Origin of the sequence: Pseudomonas sp. ES4, assembly GCF_050586665.1 — a bacterium.
GTDB classification, from domain to species: domain Bacteria; phylum Pseudomonadota; class Gammaproteobacteria; order Pseudomonadales; family Pseudomonadaceae; genus Aquipseudomonas; species Aquipseudomonas frederiksbergensis.
On sequence record NZ_JBOBDO010000041.1, the window covers coordinates 1 to 20,710 of the forward strand.

The window sequence follows — 20,710 nt, forward strand, 5'->3', positions numbered from 1 at the left end:
CAGGATCAGCACCTTACTGACGGCCCTCATCCGCGTTTCATCGACCACCAAACCCGCCACTCCCTCAACACGCTATACTCCCGCTCTTTTTTCCGGAGCGACGTCATGTCCCTGCCTAGCCTGCGCCTCAAAGCCAACGCCGACCGTCGCCTGCGAAACGGCCACTTGTGGGTCTACAGCAACGAAATCGATGTAGCCGCTACGCCTTTGCACGGTTTCAAGGCCGGCGACCAGGCGATCCTCGAAGCCGCCAGCGGCAAGCCGCTGGGCATCGTTGCCATGAGCCCGAACAACCTGATCTGCGCCCGCCTCTTGTCGCGCGACATCAAGTTGCCGCTGGACAAGTCGCTGCTGGTGCATCGCCTGAACGTCGCGCTGTCCCTGCGCGATCGCCTGTTCGACAAGCCGTTCTATCGCCTGGTCTACGGCGATTCCGACCTGTTGCCAGGCCTGGTGGTCGATCGTTTCGGCGACATCCTGGTGGTACAGATCGCTTCGGCGACCATGGAAGCCCATAAAGAAGACGTGATCGCAGCGCTGACCCAAGTGATCAAGCCTAGCGGCATTCTGTTCAAGAACGACTCCGCTGCCCGTGATGCCGAAGGCCTCAACCGCTACGTCGAAACCGTGTTCGGCCTGGTGCCGGAGTGGGTTGCGCTGGAAGAAAACGGCGTGAAATTCGAAGCGCCCGTCATCCAGGGACAGAAAACCGGCTGGTTCTACGACCACCGCATGAACCGCGCACGCCTGGCACCTTACGCCAAAGGCAAACGCGTACTGGACCTGTACAGCTACATCGGCGGCTGGGGCGTGCAAGCGGCCGCGTTCGGCGCCAGTGAAGTGTTCTGCGTCGATGCATCGGCTTTCGCCCTCGACGGCGTCGAGCGCAACGCCGCGCTGAACGGTTTCGCCGACAAGATGACCTGCATTGAAGGTGACGTGTTCGAAGCCCTGAAAGAGCTGAAAGCCAGCGAAGAGCGTTTCGACGTGATCGTTGCCGATCCTCCGGCGTTCATCAAACGCAAAAAAGACATGAAGAACGGTGAAGGTGCCTACCGTCGCCTGAACGAGCAAGCCATGCGCCTGCTCAGCAAGGACGGCATCCTGGTCAGCGCTTCGTGCTCGATGCACCTGCCCGAGGACGATCTGCAGAACATCCTGCTGACCAGCGCCCGTCACCTGGACCGCAATATCCAGATGCTGGAGCGTGGCGGTCAGGGCCCGGATCACCCGGTTCACCCGGCCATCGCCGAAACCCGCTACATCAAGAGCATCACCTGCCGTCTGCTGCCAAACAGCTGATTTCGCCGGTATGACAGGGAGCCAGTCGGCTCCCTGTTCTGTTATCTGTTATTGAATTCTCCAACTTCCTACTCCAGCGGTCTTAATGACTTGTAGGATGCTTCGCTTTGCCTTATATATTTTCAGATAGAACTTACAAGATTCATTCACCCGTCAGATGAATCCGACAAAATTACTGGAACATTCCTACCCAATCTCCCCTTGATAAGAATTCATTACAAACTATGATTAAGTCGTCACAACGGAGTGACACTCACTATCAACTACAAGGAGTTTAAAACATGAAAGCAATTACTCTGGAAACCAACAAACTCGCCAACCTGGCTTTTCTGGTCGCACCAAAAGCCCGCTAAGTAAATAAAACACTGGGGAGTGCCGGCTACCCAGCGTTTTCTATGGCAAAGACCAGAGTGAGTCGTCAATCATGCAGATAAACCCTTATATATTCATACTTCCTCGCGCGCCCGACCAAATAGTCTGGGATTACAAGAACCACAAACAATTCGAATTGAATCTTGAATATTCAGCCCGTCTCGCACAGCTTATCGACGACCCTGAAAAGTTTGATGACAACAACATAATCGACACGCAACTCCTGAATGCGGGAATACTCACATCTTCCATCCAGACTCCGCTTGAATGGGGCTGGGATGAACTGTCGAAGATATTTCATATCGGAACCAAGAACATTCCTTGTGAATATACTCCCCAGGATATTAATGAATGGTCGAGACACTACTTGGAGCATTGCGCCGAAGTACTGGCCACTCCCGCCCCGGAGACCCGACGCACAGAGCCGACAACCGAACGAATTGCCCTGCCTCAACCTTCCTGCTTCCCGGCAAAAGCGCTTGTAGCGACCTTGATCGAGCGAAAAACCTGTCGCTCCTTCACGGGTGAAAGAGTCTCTCTCGACGCTGTGGGCACGCTTTTGTATTTGTCCCTTGGCTATCTGCGTGAGCGCGACAACGACATCGACGAAACCATCGCTGAAGGTCTCGGCGCCCGGCGCAGCAGCCCCTCCGGCGGAGGGTTGAATGCCTGCGACGGTTTTCTTCATGTTCAGAACGTCAGTGGCCTGGATCCTGGGCTCTACGCCTACCACCCCGACGAACATGCTCTGAGCTTCGTCAATCCAACGCCTGATTTGCCCTTGGGCCAGTTGTTGTGTGGGCAGCACTTCATCAACAACCTGCCAGTCGGCCTGTTCATCACCGCTCGCTTCGACAAACTGTGGTGGAAATATGAACACTCACGGGCCTACCGAATGGCTTATGTCGAGGCTGGTCATATCTCCCAGACCTTTCAACTGGTGGCCACCGCACTTGGGTTAAGCACCTGGCTGACGGGTGCACTGGCCGACGACCAGGTTGAAACGTTGCTGGGGATCGAGGACAGCGCCGAACAACCGTTGTTTTTTGTCGGCTGCGGCCAGAGTGACGGGCAAGTGATGTGCAAGGAATTGAAAGCACTGCTAAGCAGCCGGGGGCCACAACAATGACCGAGCTTCGCACAGACGACCTGTCACTGCCCGACGCCTGGGCACAGCGCTACACCCTCGGTGACTGGAACAGCCGAGCCTCGGTACGCACCAGCGAACATACCTATCAATTGCCATCCGATCTGGAACGGCAACTGGAAACACGACACTGGTTCCCGCCCGCCTTCCTGTCCTACCTGAATCACCCGGTGATCGAAGCCGCCGGCAGCGCGATCATCCATCGATTGTCGGCCAACCATCTGGTGTATTTCCTCGACTACACCACCCGGCTCGAACATCGGATCGTCAACCGCTCAGTGGAAACCATCGTCCACGATGAGCTCGGGGTGTCCATCCCCCGCCGAATGAAAACCGCCGCCCTCCAGCTGTATACCGATGAGGGTTATCACGCGCTGTTCTCCAACAGTCTCGCCGAGCAGATCGCCGACCTCTACGGCATGAACCAGCGCCCGGTGATGCCACGTCGCATTACCCGACTGAACGCCCTGCTTGACCAGGCACCTGACAGGCATAAGGCGCTGGCCTGGTTTCTCGTCGGTTTCGTGTCCGAGACCATCATCGCCCGGGAACTGCTCGAGGTTTGCCGCAACGAGCTAGTGTCCAGCGTCCAGGAAATGCTCAGGGACCACCTCGCCGACGAGGCCCGGCACAGTCGTTATTTTTGCCAAGTGTTCCATTATCTGTGGCTGACCCTGAACAGCAGCCAACGCACGTTCGCCGCGAAACTGCTGGTGGACATCATCCTGATGTTCTTTGAGGTCGATGAGCGATGGCTGAAGGGAAGCCTGAACAGCGTGGACCTCGGGGAAAATTGTGTCGCAGAAATCCTCAGTACCTTGACCGGCCCGCAAGCCTGCCTGCAGCGCGCCCGATCAGGTGCTGGCGCGACGCTCCAGGCAATGGAGAAGGCAGGTTTTTTCGACCTGCCGTTTAACCAGCAGCTCTTCGCACAGGCGGGACTTGTCGATGGATGAAGGAAAATCCGCGGTCAGTGTCAAACACCGCCGCTCTGCCATCACCCTGTTAATGACCATGGTATTGCTCGGGGTCTTCCCTCTGGATGTCCTGCTGCCATCGTTCCCGGCGCTGGCCGAACACTTCCGGACCACCCCAGGCGACATCGCGTTTTCCATCAGTCTGTTTGCCATCGGGATCGCACTGTCCCAACTGCTGGTCGGGCCGCTCTCGGATGTCATCGGGCGTAAAAGTCTGCTGCTGGGTGGGATGGCGGTCTCGATTGTCGGTGCGACAGGTTGCGTGCTGTCCACCGACTACGCCTGGTTCCTGGTGTTCCGGGTGGTGCAGGCCATCGGCTGTGGTTGCTTCGTACTCTCGCAGGCGCTGATCCAGGACCTGTTCGACGGCAAGGAGCGGGACCAACTGCGGATTCTGATGGTTACCGCCAGCGGCATCTTCATTTCCGTCTCGCCACTGGCTGGCACCCTGTTGCAACAGGCACTGGACTGGCCCGCAAGCTTCATTGTCTTTATTGCCCTCGCCGCCGCCGTGTTCCTCAAGGCCTGCTTCTTTCTTGAAAACCGGCACACCGCCACCACCCCGCGCCGAAGCATTCTTCAGTCCTACCGGCGTGTCTGTAGCGATGCAGGGTTCCTCGGCTATTGGCTGATCGCCGCAATCGCCTTCACCTGCCACTTTTCCTTCATTGTCATCTCACCCCTGATCTTCATGGAGCAGTTACAGCTTTCAGCCTACGAGTTTTCCCTGACACTGCTGCTGTATGGCGTGGCCTACATCTTCGGCGGCATTGTCGCTCGAACCCTCGCCGGGCGGATCGCGGCCCATACACAGATCGTCGTCGGCCTGGGCCTGATCTTCTTTTCGGGGCTGGTGATGCTCTTGCTCTCAAACCGGCTGGGGCTTTCAGCCCTGACCGTGCTGATTCCGATGATCATCTGCACCGCCGGCACGACCATCGTCCGCCCTGTCGCCACCTCCAAAGCCATGGAAGTGTTCCCGGACAATGCCGGCACATCGGCGTCGGCCGGAAACACGCTGGTGTTCATCTGCGGTGGCCTGATCAGCGCCCTGATCAATCTCAGTGGAGCCCATCTGCAAACGACTCTGGCGTTGAGTTTCCTCGTCTTGAGCACCGTCGGCGTTTCCTTCAATGCGCTGATCACGCGTCGGCAGCTCTCATTGAATAGCGGGTGATTCCTGCCGGTCGTCATCCCACACGCCCCGTCAGCGCTGGATCCCCCTTTTCCGGCATTCCCTCCTGACGCCAGCCGTGTAGAATCGCGACATTCATCGCCAGTCATCCCCCGGCGGGTTTATGAGCTCAAGCTGAAGCGCGCGGCGATCCCGCAAAGTTATCGGCAACTTCCGGACACACGGCCATTTCTGAGTGTTCCAGACGTCAATAGAAGCTCACTTCCCTTTTGATACCTGATTAGCCGCCCGGAGTGCTTCATGCCTGATTACCGCTCGAAAACATCCACCCATGGCCGCAACATGGCCGGCGCCCGCGCACTGTGGCGCGCAACGGGGATGAAAGATGACGACTTCAAAAAGCCGATCATCGCCATTGCCAACTCCTTCACCCAGTTTGTACCGGGCCATGTCCACCTCAAGGACCTGGGCCAACTGGTCGCCCGCGAAATCGAACGCGCCGGCGGTGTAGCCAAAGAATTCAACACCATCGCCGTAGATGACGGCATCGCCATGGGCCACGACGGCATGCTGTATTCGCTGCCGAGCCGCGAGATCATCGCCGACTCCGTCGAGTACATGGTCAACGCCCACTGCGCCGACGCGATCGTCTGCATCTCCAACTGCGACAAGATCACCCCTGGCATGCTGATGGCCGCCCTGCGCCTGAACATCCCGGTGATCTTTGTTTCCGGCGGCCCGATGGAAGCCGGCAAGACCAAACTGGCCAGCCACGGTCTCGACCTCGTCGACGCCATGGTGATCGCCGCCGACTCCAGCGCTTCTGACGAGAAAGTCGCTGAGTACGAGCGCAGCGCCTGCCCGACCTGCGGCTCGTGCTCCGGCATGTTCACCGCCAACTCGATGAACTGCCTGGTCGAAGCCCTGGGCCTGGCATTGCCGGGCAACGGTTCGACCCTCGCCACCCACAGCGACCGCGAGCAGCTGTTCCTGCAGGCCGGCCGCACCATCGTCGAGCTGTGCAAGCGTTACTACGGCGACAACGATGAGTCGGTATTGCCGCGCAACATCGCCAACTTCAAGGCGTTCGAAAACGCCATGACGCTGGACATCGCCATGGGCGGCTCCACCAACACCATCCTGCACTTGCTGGCCGCGGCCCAGGAAGCCGAGATCGATTTCGACCTGCGCGACATCGACCGTCTCTCCCGTCACGTGCCGCAACTGTGCAAAGTCGCGCCGAACATCCAGAAGTACCACATGGAAGACGTGCACCGCGCCGGCGGGATCTTCAGCATCCTCGGCTCGCTGGCCCGTGGCGGTCTGCTGCACACCGACCTGCCGACCGTGCACAGCAAGACCCTGGCTGAAGGCATCGCCAAGTGGGACATCACCCAGACCGACGACGAAGCGGTGCATCACTTCTTCAAGGCCGGCCCTGCGGGCATCCCGACGCAAACCGCGTTCAGCCAATCGACCCGTTGGGAAACCCTGGACGATGACCGTGAAAACGGCTGCATCCGCAGTGTCGAACACGCTTACTCGAAAGAAGGCGGCCTGGCCGTTCTCTACGGCAACATCGCGCTGGACGGCTGCGTGGTGAAAACCGCCGGCGTCGACGAGTCGATTCATGTCTTCGAAGGCAACGCGAAGATCTTCGAAAGCCAGGACAGCGCCGTACGAGGCATCCTCGCGGACGAAGTGAAGGCCGGCGACATCGTGATCATTCGTTACGAAGGTCCGAAAGGCGGCCCGGGCATGCAGGAAATGCTGTACCCGACGTCGTACCTGAAATCCAAAGGCCTGGGCAAAGCTTGCGCCCTGCTCACCGATGGCCGTTTCTCCGGCGGCACCTCGGGCCTGTCCATCGGCCACGCTTCGCCAGAAGCGGCGGCGGGCGGCGCGATTGGCCTGGTGCAGGATGGCGACAAAGTGCTGATCGACATTCCGAACCGCTCGATCAACCTGTTGATCAGCGACGAAGAAATGGCCGGTCGCCGTGCCGAGCAGGATCAGAAAGGCTGGAAGCCAGTGGAAAAACGTCCACGCAAGGTGACCACCGCACTGAAGGCTTACGCTCTGTTGGCGACCAGCGCCGACAAGGGTGCCGTGCGTAACAAGGCGATGCTCGACGGGCTCTAAGCGTCAGTCGCAGAAATAAAAATGCCCCGCCAAGTGCGGGGCTGATCGTTCCCACGCTCCCGCGTGGGAATGCCTCAAGGGACGCTCCGCGTCCAGTGACGCGGAGCGTCACGGGCTGCATTCCCACGCGGAGCGTGGGAACGATCATCGTGGTGCTTACTGAATCTCTTCAGGCTTCACGATCACCCAGTTCTTGTCCGCCGTAACCTGCAACCCTTCCTTGGCCTGAGCCGCGGCGTGCTTGGCCATCATGCCGTTAATCTGGGTCATGTATTTGTCTTTGCGGTTGATCCACAAGTGGATGCCACCCTTGGCCACGTCGACATCGTGGAACAGCATGTAACCGTCGCTGGTCGGGGTATCGCCACCCACCAGTACCGGTTTTTTCCACTCATCGATGTAGGTCAGGATCGCCGCATGCTTACCGGCCATCCAGGTCGCCGGGGTCCACAGGTACGGGGTCAGCTCGAGGCCGAGGTTGGCCTTCTCGTCATACTTGCCCGCGGTGATCTGCTTGCGTGCTGTGGTCAGTTCGCCGGTCTTCGGGTCCTTGAGCAATAAGCTCACGCCGATCACGTTCTGCGGTTTGACGTTGTAGCCGTACTTCGGATCGGCGGCGACCATGCGCACCAGTTCTTCGGAGGCGGCGGTCATCACGTAGACCTCGATGCCGTTCTCCATCAGCTTGTTGTAGAGCTCTTTCTGGCCGGTGAAGATTTTCGGCGGGTTGACGTCGAGTTTCTTGACCACGTCGCCTTCGTAATACGTCACCGGCACCGGTTTACCGGACGCCATCAACTCATCGACGTAGCCTTTGAGTTCCTGGAGGGTGAAGCCGGAGAACACTTGCGCGACCCATGGATAGCAGACCATGTCGTCGAGTTCGCAGAGGCGATAGTAGTAGCTGAACAGGCTTTCCTTGTGATCGGCGGTGTCTTTGAACGGCATCAGTTTCAGGGAGGGGTCGAGCTTCTCGCGGGTGATCAGACCCTTGTTTTCCATGAACGGCAGCAACGACTCTTCGAGGTCGTAGCGGTAACTGGTGTTATCCATGTCGAACACCGCGTAGTTACCTTTGTTGGCATTGGCGGCAATCATTGCGTCCAGCGCCTTGGCCTGATCGGCTGGCCAATGCTTCAAATCCGTAGCGAATACCTGGCCGGCAAGGCCCAGGCAAAGTGCAGCGACCAGAAATTTCGGTGCGAGCTTCATCGGCAATGCTTCCTTGTTAAAAGACCCTGATTCAAAGAGCTCGACGCTATCAAATAAATATGACAGCCCTCGTCTGCCCGCGACCGCTTGCGTCCCTATTACGCCAGCTGCATCTCTGTCAGCGACGCTTGCTTATTCCAAAAACGACAGTAGCCAGATGTTTTTGATATTAATTCATTAGATATCAAGCTGTTAGGCTTGCCGGTTCGCGGCTGCCCCGGAAGGTGGCCGGCACAAGTCTCTATCGGAGTTCCAATGAATCTGCCGCTGATCCTCAATCTGCTGGTGTTCCTCGCCTTGCTCTTTGGCCTGGCGCAAACCCGTCACACCACCTGGAGCCTGGCGAAGAAAGTCCTGCTCGCGTTGGTGCTGGGCGTGGTGTTCGGTGTGGCTCTGCACACCGTTTACGGTGCCGGCAACCCGGTACTGAAAGCCTCGATCGGCTGGTTCGATCTGGTGGGCAACGGTTACGTGCAGTTGCTGCAAATGATCGTGATCCCGTTGGTGTTCGCCTCGATCCTCAGCGCCGTGGCCCGTCTGCACAACGCCTCGTCGCTGGGCAAGATCAGCTTCCTGACCATCGGCACGCTGCTGTTCACCACGGCCATTGCGGCGCTGATCGGTATCGGGCTGACCAACCTCTTCGGCCTGACCGCCGAAGGCCTGGTGGCTGGCACTCAGGAAATGGCCCGTCTGCAAACCATCCAGACCGACTACGCGGGCAAGGTTGCCGACCTGAATGTGCCGCAGCTGTTGCTGTCGTTCATTCCGCAAAACCCGTTCGCCGACCTCGCTCGCGCCAAGCCGACCTCGATCATCAGCGTGGTGATTTTTGCTGCATTCCTTGGGGTCGCGGCGCTGCAACTGCTGAAAGATGACGTCGAGAAAGGTCAGAAAGTGATCAACGCCATCGACACCCTGCAAGCCTGGGTGATGCGTCTGGTGCGTCTGGTGATGAAGCTGACCCCTTACGGCGTATTGGCGCTGATGACCAAAGTGGTCGCCGGCTCCAACCTGCAGGACATCATCAAACTCGGCAGTTTCGTGGTGGTTTCCTACCTCGGGCTGGGCCTGATGTTTGTGGTCCATGGCCTGCTGGTCTCGGCCGCCGGGATCAATCCGCTGCGGTTCTTCCGCAAGATCTGGCCGGTGCTGACGTTTGCTTTCACCAGCCGCTCCAGCGCTGCGACCATTCCGCTGAGCATCGAAGCCCAGACCCGCCGTTTGGGTATTCCACAGTCCATCGCCAGTTTCGCCGCGTCGTTTGGCGCGACTATTGGCCAGAACGGTTGCGCCGGTCTGTACCCGGCAATGTTGGCGGTGATGGTCGCGCCAACCGTGGGCATCAACCCGCTGGACCCTCTGTGGATCGCGACGCTGGTGGCGATTGTGACGCTGAGTTCGGCCGGTGTGGCGGGGGTTGGCGGTGGCGCGACGTTTGCCGCGTTGATCGTGTTACCGGCGATGGGCTTGCCGGTGTCACTGGTGGCGTTGCTGATTTCGGTTGAGCCGCTGATCGACATGGGCCGCACGGCGTTGAACGTCAGCGGTTCGATAACGGCCGGTGCGATCACCAGCCAGATCATGCAGCAGACCGATAAAGAGCTGCTGGATGCGGATGAGCATTCGGAGTTGGCTCACGCTTAACCCGCTCTGATCGTTCCCATGCTCCCGCGTGGGAATGCCTCAAGGGACGCTCCGCGTCCAGTGACGCGGAGCGTCACGGGCTGCATTCCCACGCAGAGCGTGGGAACGATCTATGCGCGCTCCCACACCTCGAAGTTGTACGCCGGCTTGTCGCCTTCCGCTGGATTCGGCACGTTCGACACCAGCTTCCACTGCTTCAAATCAAACTCCGGAAACCACGCATCCCCTTCCGGGCTCAGCGCCACGCGCGTCAAATACAGCCGATCAGCCTGCGCCAAACCCTGCGCATACAACTGCGCCCCGCCGATCAGCATCAGCTCATCGACGCCCTGCTCCCGAGCCCACTCTTCAGCGCGAACCACCGCAGCCTCCAGCGACGGATAAACTTCCGCGCCCTCGAGTTGCAGATCCGCCTGACGGCTGACCACGATGTTCAATCGGCCCGGCAACGGACGACCGAGGGAATCCCAGGTCTTGCGCCCCATGATGATCGGCTTGCCGAGGGTCGTGGCCTTGAAGTATTTGAAGTCCCCCGGCAAGTGCCAGGGCATGCTGTTGTCGACGCCGATCACACGGTTTTCACCGAGGGCTGCGATCAGGCTGAGGGGGAGTGATTTAGTCATGCCGGCGAGGATACCAGAGCCTCCCGTACCCCGATAAGCGTCACAGCGGTTATGCTCACAGCTCGATTGAGCGACGGGATGCCGCGTGACTGAACTGACTCCACTGCAAAACCTCTGGGTGACCGAGACGGTGCGCCTGCGTGAAGAACACGCCGGCCCCCTGGATGATCTGGAAGCCAACCGGCTGGCCCGCAGCGCCGGCGGCGATCTGCCGACACGGATTCAACGCCGCGCCCTGTGGCTGGCCGAGCGCGATGGGCTGACCAGTGCCCTCAAACATTGGCTGCAAGGTGCGCGTCTGGCGCTGATCGTGATGGCGCTGCTGGCCATTGCCAGCGGTGCAGGCCTGGCGTTTGCCGCGTTGGGCGACGGACAAACACCGGTCAATGTGTTCTGGGCCTTGGGCAGTTTGCTCGGGCTGAACCTGATTCTATTGCTGAGCTGGGCGCTGGGCCTGGTGTTTGCCGGCGAGCACGGCGCCAGCCTCGGCCGCTTATGGTTATGGCTCAGCGAAAAACTCGCCCGCGATGCCAAAGCCGCGCAACTGGCTCCGGCCCTGCTGCTTTTGCTGCAACGACAGAAACTCAATCGCTGGGCGGTTGGCGTACTGGTCAACGGTTTGTGGTTGCTGGCGATGCTCAGCGCTCTCGTCATGCTGTTAATGCTGATGGCGACCCGGCGTTACGGCTTCGTCTGGGAAACCACGCTCCTCGGCGGCGATACCTTCGTCGCCATGACCCAGGCCCTCGGCGCCCTGCCGGCCATGCTGGGTTTCAACGTTCCGACCGTGGAGATGATCCGCGCCAGCGGCGATGCCGCGCTCAACATCGAAAGCGCCCGTCAAGCCTGGGCCACATGGCTGGTCGGCGTGCTGGTGGTCTACGGTGTTTTGCCGCGACTGTTGCTGGCGCTGTTTTGCCTGTGGCGCTGGAAAACCGGCCAAGCAGCCTTGCACCTGGATTTGAACCTGCCCGGCTACGCCCAACTGCGCGAACGGCTGATGCCGACCAGTGAACGCCTGGGCATCAGCGACGCGGCGCCAGAACAACTGCATCGAATCGAAAACGCTGCAAGCGATCTGCCAAGCGATGGCGCGCTGTTGGTGGCCATCGAGCTGGACGATCAACGCCCTTGGCCGCCGCCACTGCCGAAGTCCGTGAGCAATGCCGGCATCCTCGACAGTCGCGAATCGCGGCACAAACTCCTCGAACAACTGAGCCGCTTTCCCCCGGCCCGTCTGGCCATCGCTTGCGATCCTCGACGCTCGCCGGACCGCGGCAGCCTGGCACTGATCGCCGAACTGGCCCGCAGCGCCAGCGCCACCCGCGTCTGGCTGCTGCAAGCACCGCCGGGCGAGGCGCTCGACGCCCAAAGGCTGGGCGACTGGCACGTGGCGCTGCAACAGTTGGACTTGCCGTTCGCCGATTGCGCGCCGTTGAACTGGCTGGAGAGCGGTCATGACTAATCCCTGGAAAGCGCCGTTGAAGCTCGCCGTGGTCGGCCACACCAACGTCGGCAAAACCTCGTTGCTGCGCACCCTGACCCGCGATGTCGGTTTTGGTGAGGTGTCCCATCGCCCCAGCACCACACGACACGTGGAAGGCGCACGGTTGTCGGTGGACGGCGAACCGTTGCTCGACCTCTACGACACTCCCGGCCTGGAAGATGCCATCGCCCTGCTCGACTACCTCGAACGTCTGGAACGACCGGGCGAACGCCTCGACGGTCCGGCTCGATTGGCGCGATTCCTTGAGGGCAGCGAAGCCCGGCAGCGTTTCGAACAGGAAGCCAAGGTGCTGCGGCAATTGCTGACCTGCGATGCCGGCCTTTACGTGATCGACGCCCGGGAACCGGTGCTGGCCAAATACCGCGACGAACTGGAAGTGTTGGCCAGCTGCGGCAAACCGCTGTTGCCGGTATTGAATTTCGTCAGCAGCGCCAACCACCGCGAACCGGATTGGCGCGAGGCATTGGCACGTCTGGGCTTGCATGCATTGGTGCGTTTCGACAGCGTCGCACCACCGGAGGATGGCGAACGTCGACTCTATGAAAGCCTCGCCCTGCTGCTGGAAAACGCCCGGCCGCAACTGGAACGTTTGATCGCCGATCAGCAAGCGCAACGTCGAGCCCGGCAACGGAGTGCGGCGCGGCTGATTGCCGAATTATTGATCGACTGCGCCGCCTGCCGACGCAGCGTGGTCAGCGAAGCCGAGCAAGAACAGCAGGCCATCAACGAACTGCGCAAAGCGGTTCGACAACGGGAACAACGCTGCGTCGAAGCGCTGCTCAAGCTCTACGCCTTCCGCCCACAGGACGCGGCGGCCAGCGATCTGCCGCTGCTCGATGGCCGCTGGGGTGACGACCTGTTCAACCCGGAAACCTTGAAGCAACTCGGCGTGCGAGTCGGTGGCGGTATCGCGGCCGGCGCGGCAGCCGGGGCCGGCGTGGACTTGCTGGTCGGCGGCCTGACCCTCGGCGCGGCCGCATTGGCTGGCGCGATTGCCGGTGGCGCCCTGCAAACGGCCCGCAGTTATGGCAGTCGGTTGATGGGCAAGATCAAAGGCCAGCGTGAACTGACCGTTGACGACAGCGTGCTGCGGCTGTTGGCGCTGCGTCAGCGGCAACTGCTGCATGCGCTCAATGCGCGCGGGCACGCGGCGATGGACAGCATTCAGGTCGCCACACCCCAGGACAAATCCTGGCGCGAAGGCAAACTGCCCGAAGCGCTGAACAAGGCCCGGGCGCATCCGCAGTGGTCGTCACTCAATCCCTATCCGAAGTTGAGCCAGGCGGAACGGCAGGAGCAGATCGAATTGTTGGCGCAGCAACTCTGAACCTGATCGTTCCCATGCTCCCGCGTGGGAATGCAGCCCGTGACGCTTCGCGTCACTGGACGCGGAGCGTCCCTTGAGGCATTCCCACGCAGAGCGTGGGAACGATCAACCACTACCAATCGACCTTCAGAAACTCTCTCACCAACGCTGTGACACGACTGCGATCCGTGCGATCCGCGCGCCCGTCATTGTCCACATCCGAACTCAGTATCACCTCCAGCCCACCATCGTTATCAAGATCGTGAGCCGCGGCTTTATAGGCAATCTTCCGCCCCTCGTGAAAATGCAGCCGCACCGTTTCAGGTGTGCCGTCAGCGGATGGATTCTGCGAGAAGATGCGCAAGTGTCGATCCTCACCTTCACCCTCGTTGAACCAGGCGCATTTCAAATAGGTTTTGCCAAAAGAACTGAGCCGCTGCCGATCCACATCCGTCGTCTCACGCTGCAACCGATCATCTTCATGGAACTCAAAATGAACGGTATCTGCCGAGCCCTTCCTGCTTCGATCCTGTGCAATCACTTTCAAATAACGCATCCGTGCGCTTCCTTGCGAAAAGCCCAGATTGAACCGTTACTGCAAGCCCCTCCATCCGCCGTTTCTCAATTGCCTGTGAGACAACTCATTGCACCTTGCGGGACAAGAGACCGACCGCCTTGCGTTTCAACACCTCCAGATCCATCACCGGCACCGCCATCTCCTTTGCCAACTCATCCCACTGGCGCATCCGCAGACTGACCTCGCACAACGGATCTTGCTCGAACGCTTCAGCCTCGGCCGCCGTCATCACCCCGCCTTGATACTCCAGCGTCCGACGACTGGCTTTGCTCAAGCGCTCGTAGTACCCAGGCTCTTTCAGCGTCAGATAACGCTTGGCTTGAACGTGGTACTCCACCAGCCGCGCCATGCGTTCGCTGAAACCTGCGCGGCGTAAGTAGTCCGCGCCCAGGCGCTCGTGACTGACCACGCCGAAGCCGCCCATGTTCTCGGCACTCTCGGCGCAGATATGCCCGATGTCGTGGAAGAACGCAGCCAGGACCACTTCGTCATCGAAGCCCTCGGCCATCGCCCGTTCGGCGGCCTGGGACATGTGCTCGATCTGCGACACCGGCTCACCGATGTAATCGCTGTCGCCAAAGCGCTCGTACAGTGCGAACACCTCGGCGATTACTTGCTCACTGCGGTCCATCAATACTCTCCCAATAAGGTGGCCACGTTGCGTTCAGCCATCGCCGGCCCGACGCTCATGCCGACACCCGTGTGCATCAGGGCCACGCTCACACCCGGCATCGACCGCAGGAACGAGAACGGCCCCGGCCCCCGTGAACCATAGACGCCCTGCCAGCGTTCGACCACTTGCACCCTGCAGCCCAACGTCTGCTCGGCCAGTTCAATCATCCAGTTATCCACCTGCTCGGCGTTGAACGGCGACGGATCGCTGCCGTAATGGTGGGAGTCGCCAATGATCAACTCGCCATAAGGTGTCGGGCTGATCAGCAGGTGAATGCCGTGTTCATGCAGGTGCGGTTCCTCGCGCAGGATTTGCGCCTGCACCGCCGCCGCTTCCGGCAGATCGGCGAAGGCGCCGTAGTGCACGCAACTCAGACCGGTGAGCAGCGCGTGTTGCAGGTTGAGGTTGATCTGCGGTCGGGCACGAAGCATTTGCAGGCGGCAGATTTGCGGGTTGAGTTCGGCGATCGGCTCAGCCAGCAGCGTCTGATAATCGTGGCCGGAACAGACGATGATCTGCTCGGCACTGAAGGCTCCGGCGGTGCTGTGCACGCGGCCGGGCTCGATGTCGCGCACGAGAGTGGAGAAGTGAAACGTGACGCCGAGTTCGTGATGCAGGTAGTCGATCAGCGCTGGAATCGCTTCGCGGGAATACAGTTGCTGATCGTCCATCCCGTGCAACGCGGCGCGGTGATGGCTGAATTGGCCGCGATACACATCGCGCAATGCAGCGCCGCGTAGCAGGTCGACGCGGTAACCGTGTTCCACGGCGCGACCGGCGCAGAAGGCTTCCAGCAGGTGTTCTTCGGCTTCGGTGCGGGCAAACAGGTATGAACCGTTGCACTTGAGTTGCAGGCCGGCGAGTTGTGCCCATTGGCCCCAGATATCGCGGCTGGCTTTGGCCAGTTCGAGCATCGGGCCCGGTGGCTGGCCGGTGACCAGGGCTTGGCCGAAGTTACGGACCGAGGCGCCCAGCGGGGTTTCGCTGCGTTCGAAAACGGTGACTTTCAGACCGCGCCTGGCGGCGGCGTAGGCGTGGGACAGGCCGAGAATGCCGGCGCCGACGATCAGCATGTCGTTGTGGTGTGTCATGGAGAGGTGTCCTGAATTCGAAGCCGCCTTCGCGGGCAAGCCCGCTCCCACAGGGTCCGTGGTGTTCACAAAACCTGTGGGAGCGGGCTTGCCCGCGAAGGGGCCCTGTCAGCCGATGAAAATCTTACTTGGCAGCCACTTTCTCGGACTTGCCGTCATAGCGCTTGCGCCACTCGGCCAGGATCTGGTCGCGATTCTTCGAGGCCCAGGCAAAGTCGTTCTTGATCAAACGCTGCTCATAATCGGCCGGCAATTCGGTCTGCGGCTTGGCGATACCCGGTTGCGCGAGGACGGCGAAGTTCTCTTTATAAAGCTCCATCGCCGCCGGGCTCGCGGAGAAGTCAGCCAGTTGCTTCGCCGCCTCTTCGTGCGGGGTGCCCTTGATGACTGCGGTCGCTTCGATCTCCCAGCCCAGGCCTTCTTTCGGCAGGATGATGTCCAGCGGTGCGCCTTGGCGTTTCAGCTGAACGGCCGGGTACTCGAAGGAAATGCCGATCGGAAATTCGCCCGACGCCGCCAGTTTGCAGGGCTTGGAACCGGAGTGAACGTACTGGCCGATGTTCTGGTGCAGGTCGTCCATGTACTGCCAGCCCTGCTTCTCGCCGAAGGTTTGCAGCCAGGCGCTGACGTCGAGGAAACCGGTGCCGGACGAGGCCGGGTTGGGCATGACGATCTTGCCTTTGTACTCAGGCTTGGTCAGGTCCTGCCAGCTCACCGGTTTGGTTAAACCCTGCTTTTCGGCCTCGACGGTGTTGAAGCAAATGGTCGCCGCCCAGACGTCCATGCCGACCCAGGCTGGCGGGTTGGCGGCGTCGCGGTAGTTGCTGCCGATCTTGCCCAGGTCTTTCGGTGCGTAGCTTTGCAGCATGCCTTGCTGGTCGAGAATCGCCAGGCTCGACGCCGCCAGGCCCCACACGGCGTCAGCCTGCGGGCGGGCTTTTTCGGCCAGCAGTTTGGCGGTGATGATGCCGGTGGAGTCGCGCACCCACTTGATCTCGACGTCCGGGTTGGCCTTTTCGAAGGCTGCTTTGTAAGTCTTCAATTGCTCGGCTTCGAGGGCGGTGTACACCGTCAACTCGGTTTTCGCCGCGAAGGCGTTCAGGCTGAAAGCGGTGAGGACAGCAGCGGCCAGGGCCATAGGCTTGAACATGATCTTTTCCTGTTTGAGTTGAGGGGTTGAATCAATGACCAGGCGCGGTCTGCCGCCAGGCCTGGGAGCGGCGCAACAAACCGCGCGAAGCCCAGGCCAGCAGCAGGGACACGCCCGCCGAGGTGAACAGAATCAGGGTCGACATCGCCGCCGCGCCGCCGACGTTGCCGGCGTCGTCCATGTTCAGCACCGCCACCGCCGCGAGGATGGTGTCGGGGCTGTAGAGGAAGATTGCTGCCGAGACGGTGGTCATGGCCGAGACGAACAGGTAGCGCACGATGTCCAGTAGCGCCGGCAGGCAGATCGGCACGGTGACGCGCAGGTAGTGCCGATACAGCGGCGCCTTGAGCGACAGCGCGGCGGCTTCGAACTCGGCGTCGAGTTGGCGCAACGCGGTGGTGGCGGTCATTTGCGCGGTGGTCAAATAGTGAGCAATGGTGCAGACCACCAGCAGGGTCATGGTCCCGTAGAGCACATGCAGCGGGTTGCCGCTGAGGTTGAAGAAGAAGACATAACCCAGGCCCAGCACCAGACCCGGCACCGCCATCGGTACGAAACTGAGCATGCGCAGTGTCAGATTCAGTCCGCGCTGGCCCTTGGTTTTTTCCATCAGGTACGCGCCGGTAAAGATCAGCACGCTGCCGATCAACGCCGTGCACAAGGCCATCTTCACGCTGTTGCCATAGGCCAGCCAGCCGCCGCCCGCCGTGTCGTTGAACTGGTAATGATTGAGCGACAGCGACAGGTTGTACGGCCAGAATTTCACCAGCGACGAGTACACCGCCATGCCGAACACCAGCAGCAACACCGCGCAGATCAGCAGCACGATGGTCAGGTAGCAACCGTCGCGCAGTTTCGACGGCGCCGGTTGAAAGACCTGCGCTCGACCGCTCATGGAATCGCCGTGACGCCGACGCAACCAGGCATCTACACCGAAACTGAACAGCGCCGGCAACAGCAGGACCATGCCGATCAACGCGCCGCGACCGAATTGTTGCTGGCCGACCACGGCTTTGTAGGCTTCCAGCGCCAGCACCTGATAATCGCCGCCGACCACCACGGGCACGCCGAAGTCGGTGATGGTCAGGGTGAACACCAGACAGAACGCCGCGAACACAGCCTGACGCGTTGCCGGCCAAGTGATGCTGCGAAAGGCCTTCGCCGGACTGGCGCCCATGCTGGAGGCGGCATCGAACAGTCGCGCATCCGCCAGGGACAGGGCCGACAGCAAAATCATCAGCGCGTGTGGGAAGGTGTAGATGACCTCACCCAGAACAATGCCCCAGAAACCGTAGATATTGTCTGAGAGCAAACCGCGCAACATGCCCTGGTTGCCGAACAGATAGACCAGCGCAATACCCGGCAACATCGACGGCGCCATCAGCGGCAACAGCGACATGCCGCGCCAGATGCCTTTGCCTGGAATCAAGGTGCGTTGCAGGGCGTAGGCAAACAGGTAAGCCAGCGGTACGACAATCGCCGCCACGCTCAGGGAAACTTTCAGGCTATTGCCGAGCAACCAGTGGAAATTCGCACTGGTCACCAATTCACGGGCGGCCACCAGACCGCCGCCCTGCCCGGCTTCCGAGCTGAAACCGCGCCAGAAGATCGCCAGCAACGGCATCAGTACCGCAACGCCGAGCAACACCAGCAACAGGACTTTGCCGCCGACCACGAACACCCGGTCGCCGATCTCGGCACGGGAGGTCTGCCGAACCTGCTTGTGCGGTATCGGCAGCGCGAGGTTCGCGCTCATCAGGCAAACACCTGCAGGCAGCGCGGCGGCAAGGCGACCATGATCTGCTGCGCGCCGAGGCGCGGCATGGCTTCCGGTGCCAGTTCCGCCAGCAATGCGTGGCCCGGCAGTTGATCGAGTTCGAAGCTCATGCGGCAGCGGTTGCCGAGGAAGGTGATTTCGCGAACCTTGGCCGGGAACAGGTTTTCTTCATGCACGGGCGGGTTGACGTTGATCGCTTCGGGACGGCAAAACAGACGACCCGATGCGGCGTTGCCCGAATCGGCGGCCAGGCGCATGTTCATCCCGCCGACCCGGGCATGGCTGTCGCTGCTGCGCTGGAATGGCAGCCAGTTGCCCTGGCCGACGAACTCCGCCACAAACGGTGTGGCCGGGCGGTCGTAGATTTCCTGCGGCGTGGCGTATTGCTCGACCTTGCCGTTGTTCATCACGGCGATGCGGTCGGCCATCAGCATCGCTTCGTCCTGGTTGTGGGTGACCATCAGGGTGGTGATGCCGAGGTTGCGCTGCAATTGGCGCAGTTCGGTGCACAGATGCTCGCGGACCCGGGCATCGAGGGCCGACATCGGTTCGTCCAGCAGCAGCAACGAAGGTGCCGGCGCCAGGGCCCGAGCCAGTGCGACGCGCTGCTGTTGGCCGCCGGACAATTGGCCGGGGTACTTTTTCTCACTGCCGATCAGGCCGACCAGCTCCAGCATCTGACCGACACGCTGGCGCACTTCATCGCGACCACTGCCGGCGAGGCCGTAGGCTATGTTCGCTTCGACGGTGAGATTGGGAAACAGCGCGTAGGACTGAAACAGAATGCCGTAGTCCCGAGCCTGGGGCGCCAGGTGGGAAACGTCGCGATCGCCGAGGTACAACTCGCCGCTGTCCTGCTTCTCAAGACCAGCGATGCAACGCAACAAAGTGGTTTTGCCGCAGCCCGACGGGCCAAGCAGGCACACCAGTTCACCGGCTTCCACGTCGAGGGAAACGTTATCCAGCGCGGTAAAGGCGCCGAAGCGTTTCTGCACGCCACGCACTTTCATCGGGGCGCCGGGGTTGGTCAGGGCAGTTGCGATCGAGTGGTTCATGGACAGGCCTCATCAAGCAGATGAAGGCCATCCTAGGTTTGTAATGCGTCCGTCATGTGGCAGTGAGGCAAAAACGGCTGATAGTGGTATTCGAGGATTTGGGTTCACCGCCGATCGTTCCCACGCTCTGCGTGGGAACGATCATTACGCGGGGGCCATTTCCTGCGCCAACCCCAGGAACGCCGCCGGCAGCCGTGCGTTTTTTCGCTCCTTGAGGCAGTACAAATACTCAGGGATCTGCGGCGCATTCTCCAGGGTCAGCACGCGCAGTTGCGGATCATGCGGCACTTCCTGACGGGCGATGATGCTGATGCCGATATTGCGCAGCACCGCCTCACGGATCGACTCCCGGCTGCCAATCTCCAGCAGCGGCCCGAAACTCACCCCGGCGCCGGCCAGCAACTCTTCGGTCAGGCGTCGAGTAGTCGAGCCCGACTCGCGCATCAATAACGTATGCCCGGCCAACGCACTTAGCGGCACATGCTCGTGAACCGCCAGAGGATGATTGCGATGCACCGCCAGCACCAGCGGATCGCTGCCGAGCACCCGGCGAATCAGCCGTGCATCGTCGAGCAACTGCGACGACGCCGCGACATCCACCCGGTAATCCTCCAGCGCTTCAAGCACCTGCTGGGAGTTGCCGATCTCCACCGACACTTCTACCTGCGGCAAGCGCTCGCGAAAGGTCTTCACCAGATCGAGGATGTAATACGGCGCGGTCGCGGCGATGCGCAACGTGCCCTGGACCTGACCGCTGTTGCGCAGGAAAAACTCGATGTCGGCTTCCTGCTGCAACAGCACCTTCACCATCGGCAACAGCCGCGCACCTTCATCGCTGACGCTGAGGCGGCGGCCGCCACGGTAGAACAGTTCAACCGAGTACTGACTTTCCAGATTGCGAATCTGGGTCGTCACCGTGGGTTGGCTCAGGCCGAGTTTTTTCGCCGCCAGGGTAATGCTGCCCAGGCGGGCAACCATGTAAAACGCCTTCAGCTCGGCACTCAGCACACCCTTCCC

The 20,710-nt window shown here is 60.7% G+C and carries 17 protein-coding genes; 8 read left to right on the top strand and 9 right to left on the bottom strand.

The genetic code is table 11. The annotated features are described in order from the left end of the window. Positions 1-105: 105 nt before the first annotated feature. The 5 genes from ACQ4OB_RS27025 (at position 106) to ilvD (ending at position 7,075) form a co-directional block, all read left to right on the top strand. Positions 106-1,302 (top strand): class I SAM-dependent rRNA methyltransferase, encoded by a 1,197-nt coding sequence (locus ACQ4OB_RS27025; protein WP_033060516.1) that lies wholly within the window; start codon positions 106-108, stop codon positions 1,300-1,302. 424 nt (positions 1,303-1,726) lie between these two features. Next, the gene (locus ACQ4OB_RS27030) at positions 1,727-2,803 is read left to right on the top strand and encodes a SagB family peptide dehydrogenase (protein WP_430956811.1); all 1,077 of its coding nucleotides are present in this window, start codon (positions 1,727-1,729) and stop codon (positions 2,801-2,803) included. Next, positions 2,800-3,777 carry a diiron oxygenase gene (locus tag ACQ4OB_RS27035; protein ID WP_430956812.1) on the top strand — a complete coding sequence of 326 codons (978 nt, stop codon included), beginning with the start codon at positions 2,800-2,802 and terminating at the stop codon, positions 3,775-3,777. Before ACQ4OB_RS27030 ends, ACQ4OB_RS27035 begins: the two co-directional genes overlap by 4 nt. Continuing rightward, positions 3,770-4,975: a multidrug effflux MFS transporter gene (locus ACQ4OB_RS27040; RefSeq protein WP_074871711.1), complete on the top strand. Its 1,206-nt coding sequence runs from the start codon at positions 3,770-3,772 to the stop codon at positions 4,973-4,975. The genes ACQ4OB_RS27035 and ACQ4OB_RS27040 overlap by 8 nt, the downstream gene beginning before the upstream one ends. 258 nt (positions 4,976-5,233) lie before the next feature. Further along, positions 5,234-7,075 carry a dihydroxy-acid dehydratase gene (gene ilvD / locus ACQ4OB_RS27045; RefSeq protein ID WP_074871713.1) on the top strand — a complete coding sequence of 614 codons (1,842 nt, stop codon included), beginning with the start codon at positions 5,234-5,236 and terminating at the stop codon, positions 7,073-7,075. A 156-nt stretch (positions 7,076-7,231) separates the two neighbouring features. On the opposite strand, the gene ACQ4OB_RS27050 is transcribed toward ilvD, so the two are convergent. Further along, positions 7,232-8,287: a phosphorylcholine phosphatase gene (locus ACQ4OB_RS27050; protein WP_074871716.1), complete on the bottom strand. Its 1,056-nt coding sequence runs from the start codon at positions 8,285-8,287 to the stop codon at positions 7,232-7,234. Positions 8,288-8,542: 255 nt separating this feature from the next. Here ACQ4OB_RS27050 and ACQ4OB_RS27055 point away from each other — a divergent pair, with 255 nt between their 5' ends. Then, entirely contained in the window at positions 8,543-9,934 is a 1,392-nt protein-coding gene (locus ACQ4OB_RS27055; RefSeq protein WP_430956813.1) for an L-cystine transporter, read from the top strand. Between the two features lie 110 nt (positions 9,935-10,044). Here ACQ4OB_RS27055 and ACQ4OB_RS27060 read toward each other — a convergent pair whose 3' ends face one another. Further along, complete coding sequence (locus tag ACQ4OB_RS27060; RefSeq protein ID WP_074871719.1) at positions 10,045-10,557, bottom strand: dihydrofolate reductase; 513 nt, start codon at positions 10,555-10,557, stop codon at positions 10,045-10,047. Between the two features lie 85 nt (positions 10,558-10,642). On the opposite strand from ACQ4OB_RS27060, the gene ACQ4OB_RS27065 reads away from it, so the two are divergent. Beyond that, on the top strand, positions 10,643-12,022 hold the full coding sequence (locus tag ACQ4OB_RS27065) for a DUF2868 domain-containing protein (RefSeq protein ID WP_430956814.1): 1,380 nt from the start codon (positions 10,643-10,645) through the stop codon (positions 12,020-12,022). Beyond that, positions 12,015-13,391, top strand: coding sequence for a GTPase/DUF3482 domain-containing protein (locus ACQ4OB_RS27070; RefSeq protein WP_430956815.1), 1,377 nt, complete (start codon positions 12,015-12,017; stop codon positions 13,389-13,391). The genes ACQ4OB_RS27065 and ACQ4OB_RS27070 overlap by 8 nt, the downstream gene beginning before the upstream one ends. A 112-nt stretch (positions 13,392-13,503) precedes the next feature. Here ACQ4OB_RS27070 and ACQ4OB_RS27075 read toward each other — a convergent pair whose 3' ends face one another. The 7 genes from ACQ4OB_RS27075 to ACQ4OB_RS27105 form a co-directional block, all read right to left on the bottom strand. After that, positions 13,504-13,926, bottom strand: coding sequence for a hypothetical protein (locus ACQ4OB_RS27075; protein WP_430956816.1), 423 nt, complete (start codon positions 13,924-13,926; stop codon positions 13,504-13,506). A gap of 85 nt (positions 13,927-14,011) precedes the next feature. Then, positions 14,012-14,578, bottom strand: coding sequence for a phosphonate degradation HD-domain oxygenase (locus ACQ4OB_RS27080; protein WP_430956817.1), 567 nt, complete (start codon positions 14,576-14,578; stop codon positions 14,012-14,014). After that, positions 14,578-15,711 (bottom strand): TIGR03364 family FAD-dependent oxidoreductase, encoded by a 1,134-nt coding sequence (locus tag ACQ4OB_RS27085; protein WP_430956818.1) that lies wholly within the window; start codon positions 15,709-15,711, stop codon positions 14,578-14,580. The genes ACQ4OB_RS27080 and ACQ4OB_RS27085 overlap by 1 nt, the downstream gene beginning before the upstream one ends. A 124-nt stretch (positions 15,712-15,835) precedes the next feature. Further along, positions 15,836-16,861 (bottom strand): putative 2-aminoethylphosphonate ABC transporter substrate-binding protein, encoded by a 1,026-nt coding sequence (locus ACQ4OB_RS27090; RefSeq protein ID WP_074871732.1) that lies wholly within the window; start codon positions 16,859-16,861, stop codon positions 15,836-15,838. 31 nt (positions 16,862-16,892) lie between these two features. Then, positions 16,893-18,617 (bottom strand): putative 2-aminoethylphosphonate ABC transporter permease subunit, encoded by a 1,725-nt coding sequence (locus ACQ4OB_RS27095; protein WP_430956819.1) that lies wholly within the window; start codon positions 18,615-18,617, stop codon positions 16,893-16,895. Beyond that, complete coding sequence (locus tag ACQ4OB_RS27100; protein WP_074871735.1) at positions 18,617-19,693, bottom strand: putative 2-aminoethylphosphonate ABC transporter ATP-binding protein; 1,077 nt, start codon at positions 19,691-19,693, stop codon at positions 18,617-18,619. The genes ACQ4OB_RS27095 and ACQ4OB_RS27100 overlap by 1 nt, the downstream gene beginning before the upstream one ends. Before the next feature lie 144 nt (positions 19,694-19,837). Beyond that, positions 19,838-20,701 (bottom strand): LysR family transcriptional regulator, encoded by an 864-nt coding sequence (locus ACQ4OB_RS27105; protein ID WP_074871737.1) that lies wholly within the window; start codon positions 20,699-20,701, stop codon positions 19,838-19,840. Positions 20,702-20,710 lie beyond the last annotated feature (9 nt).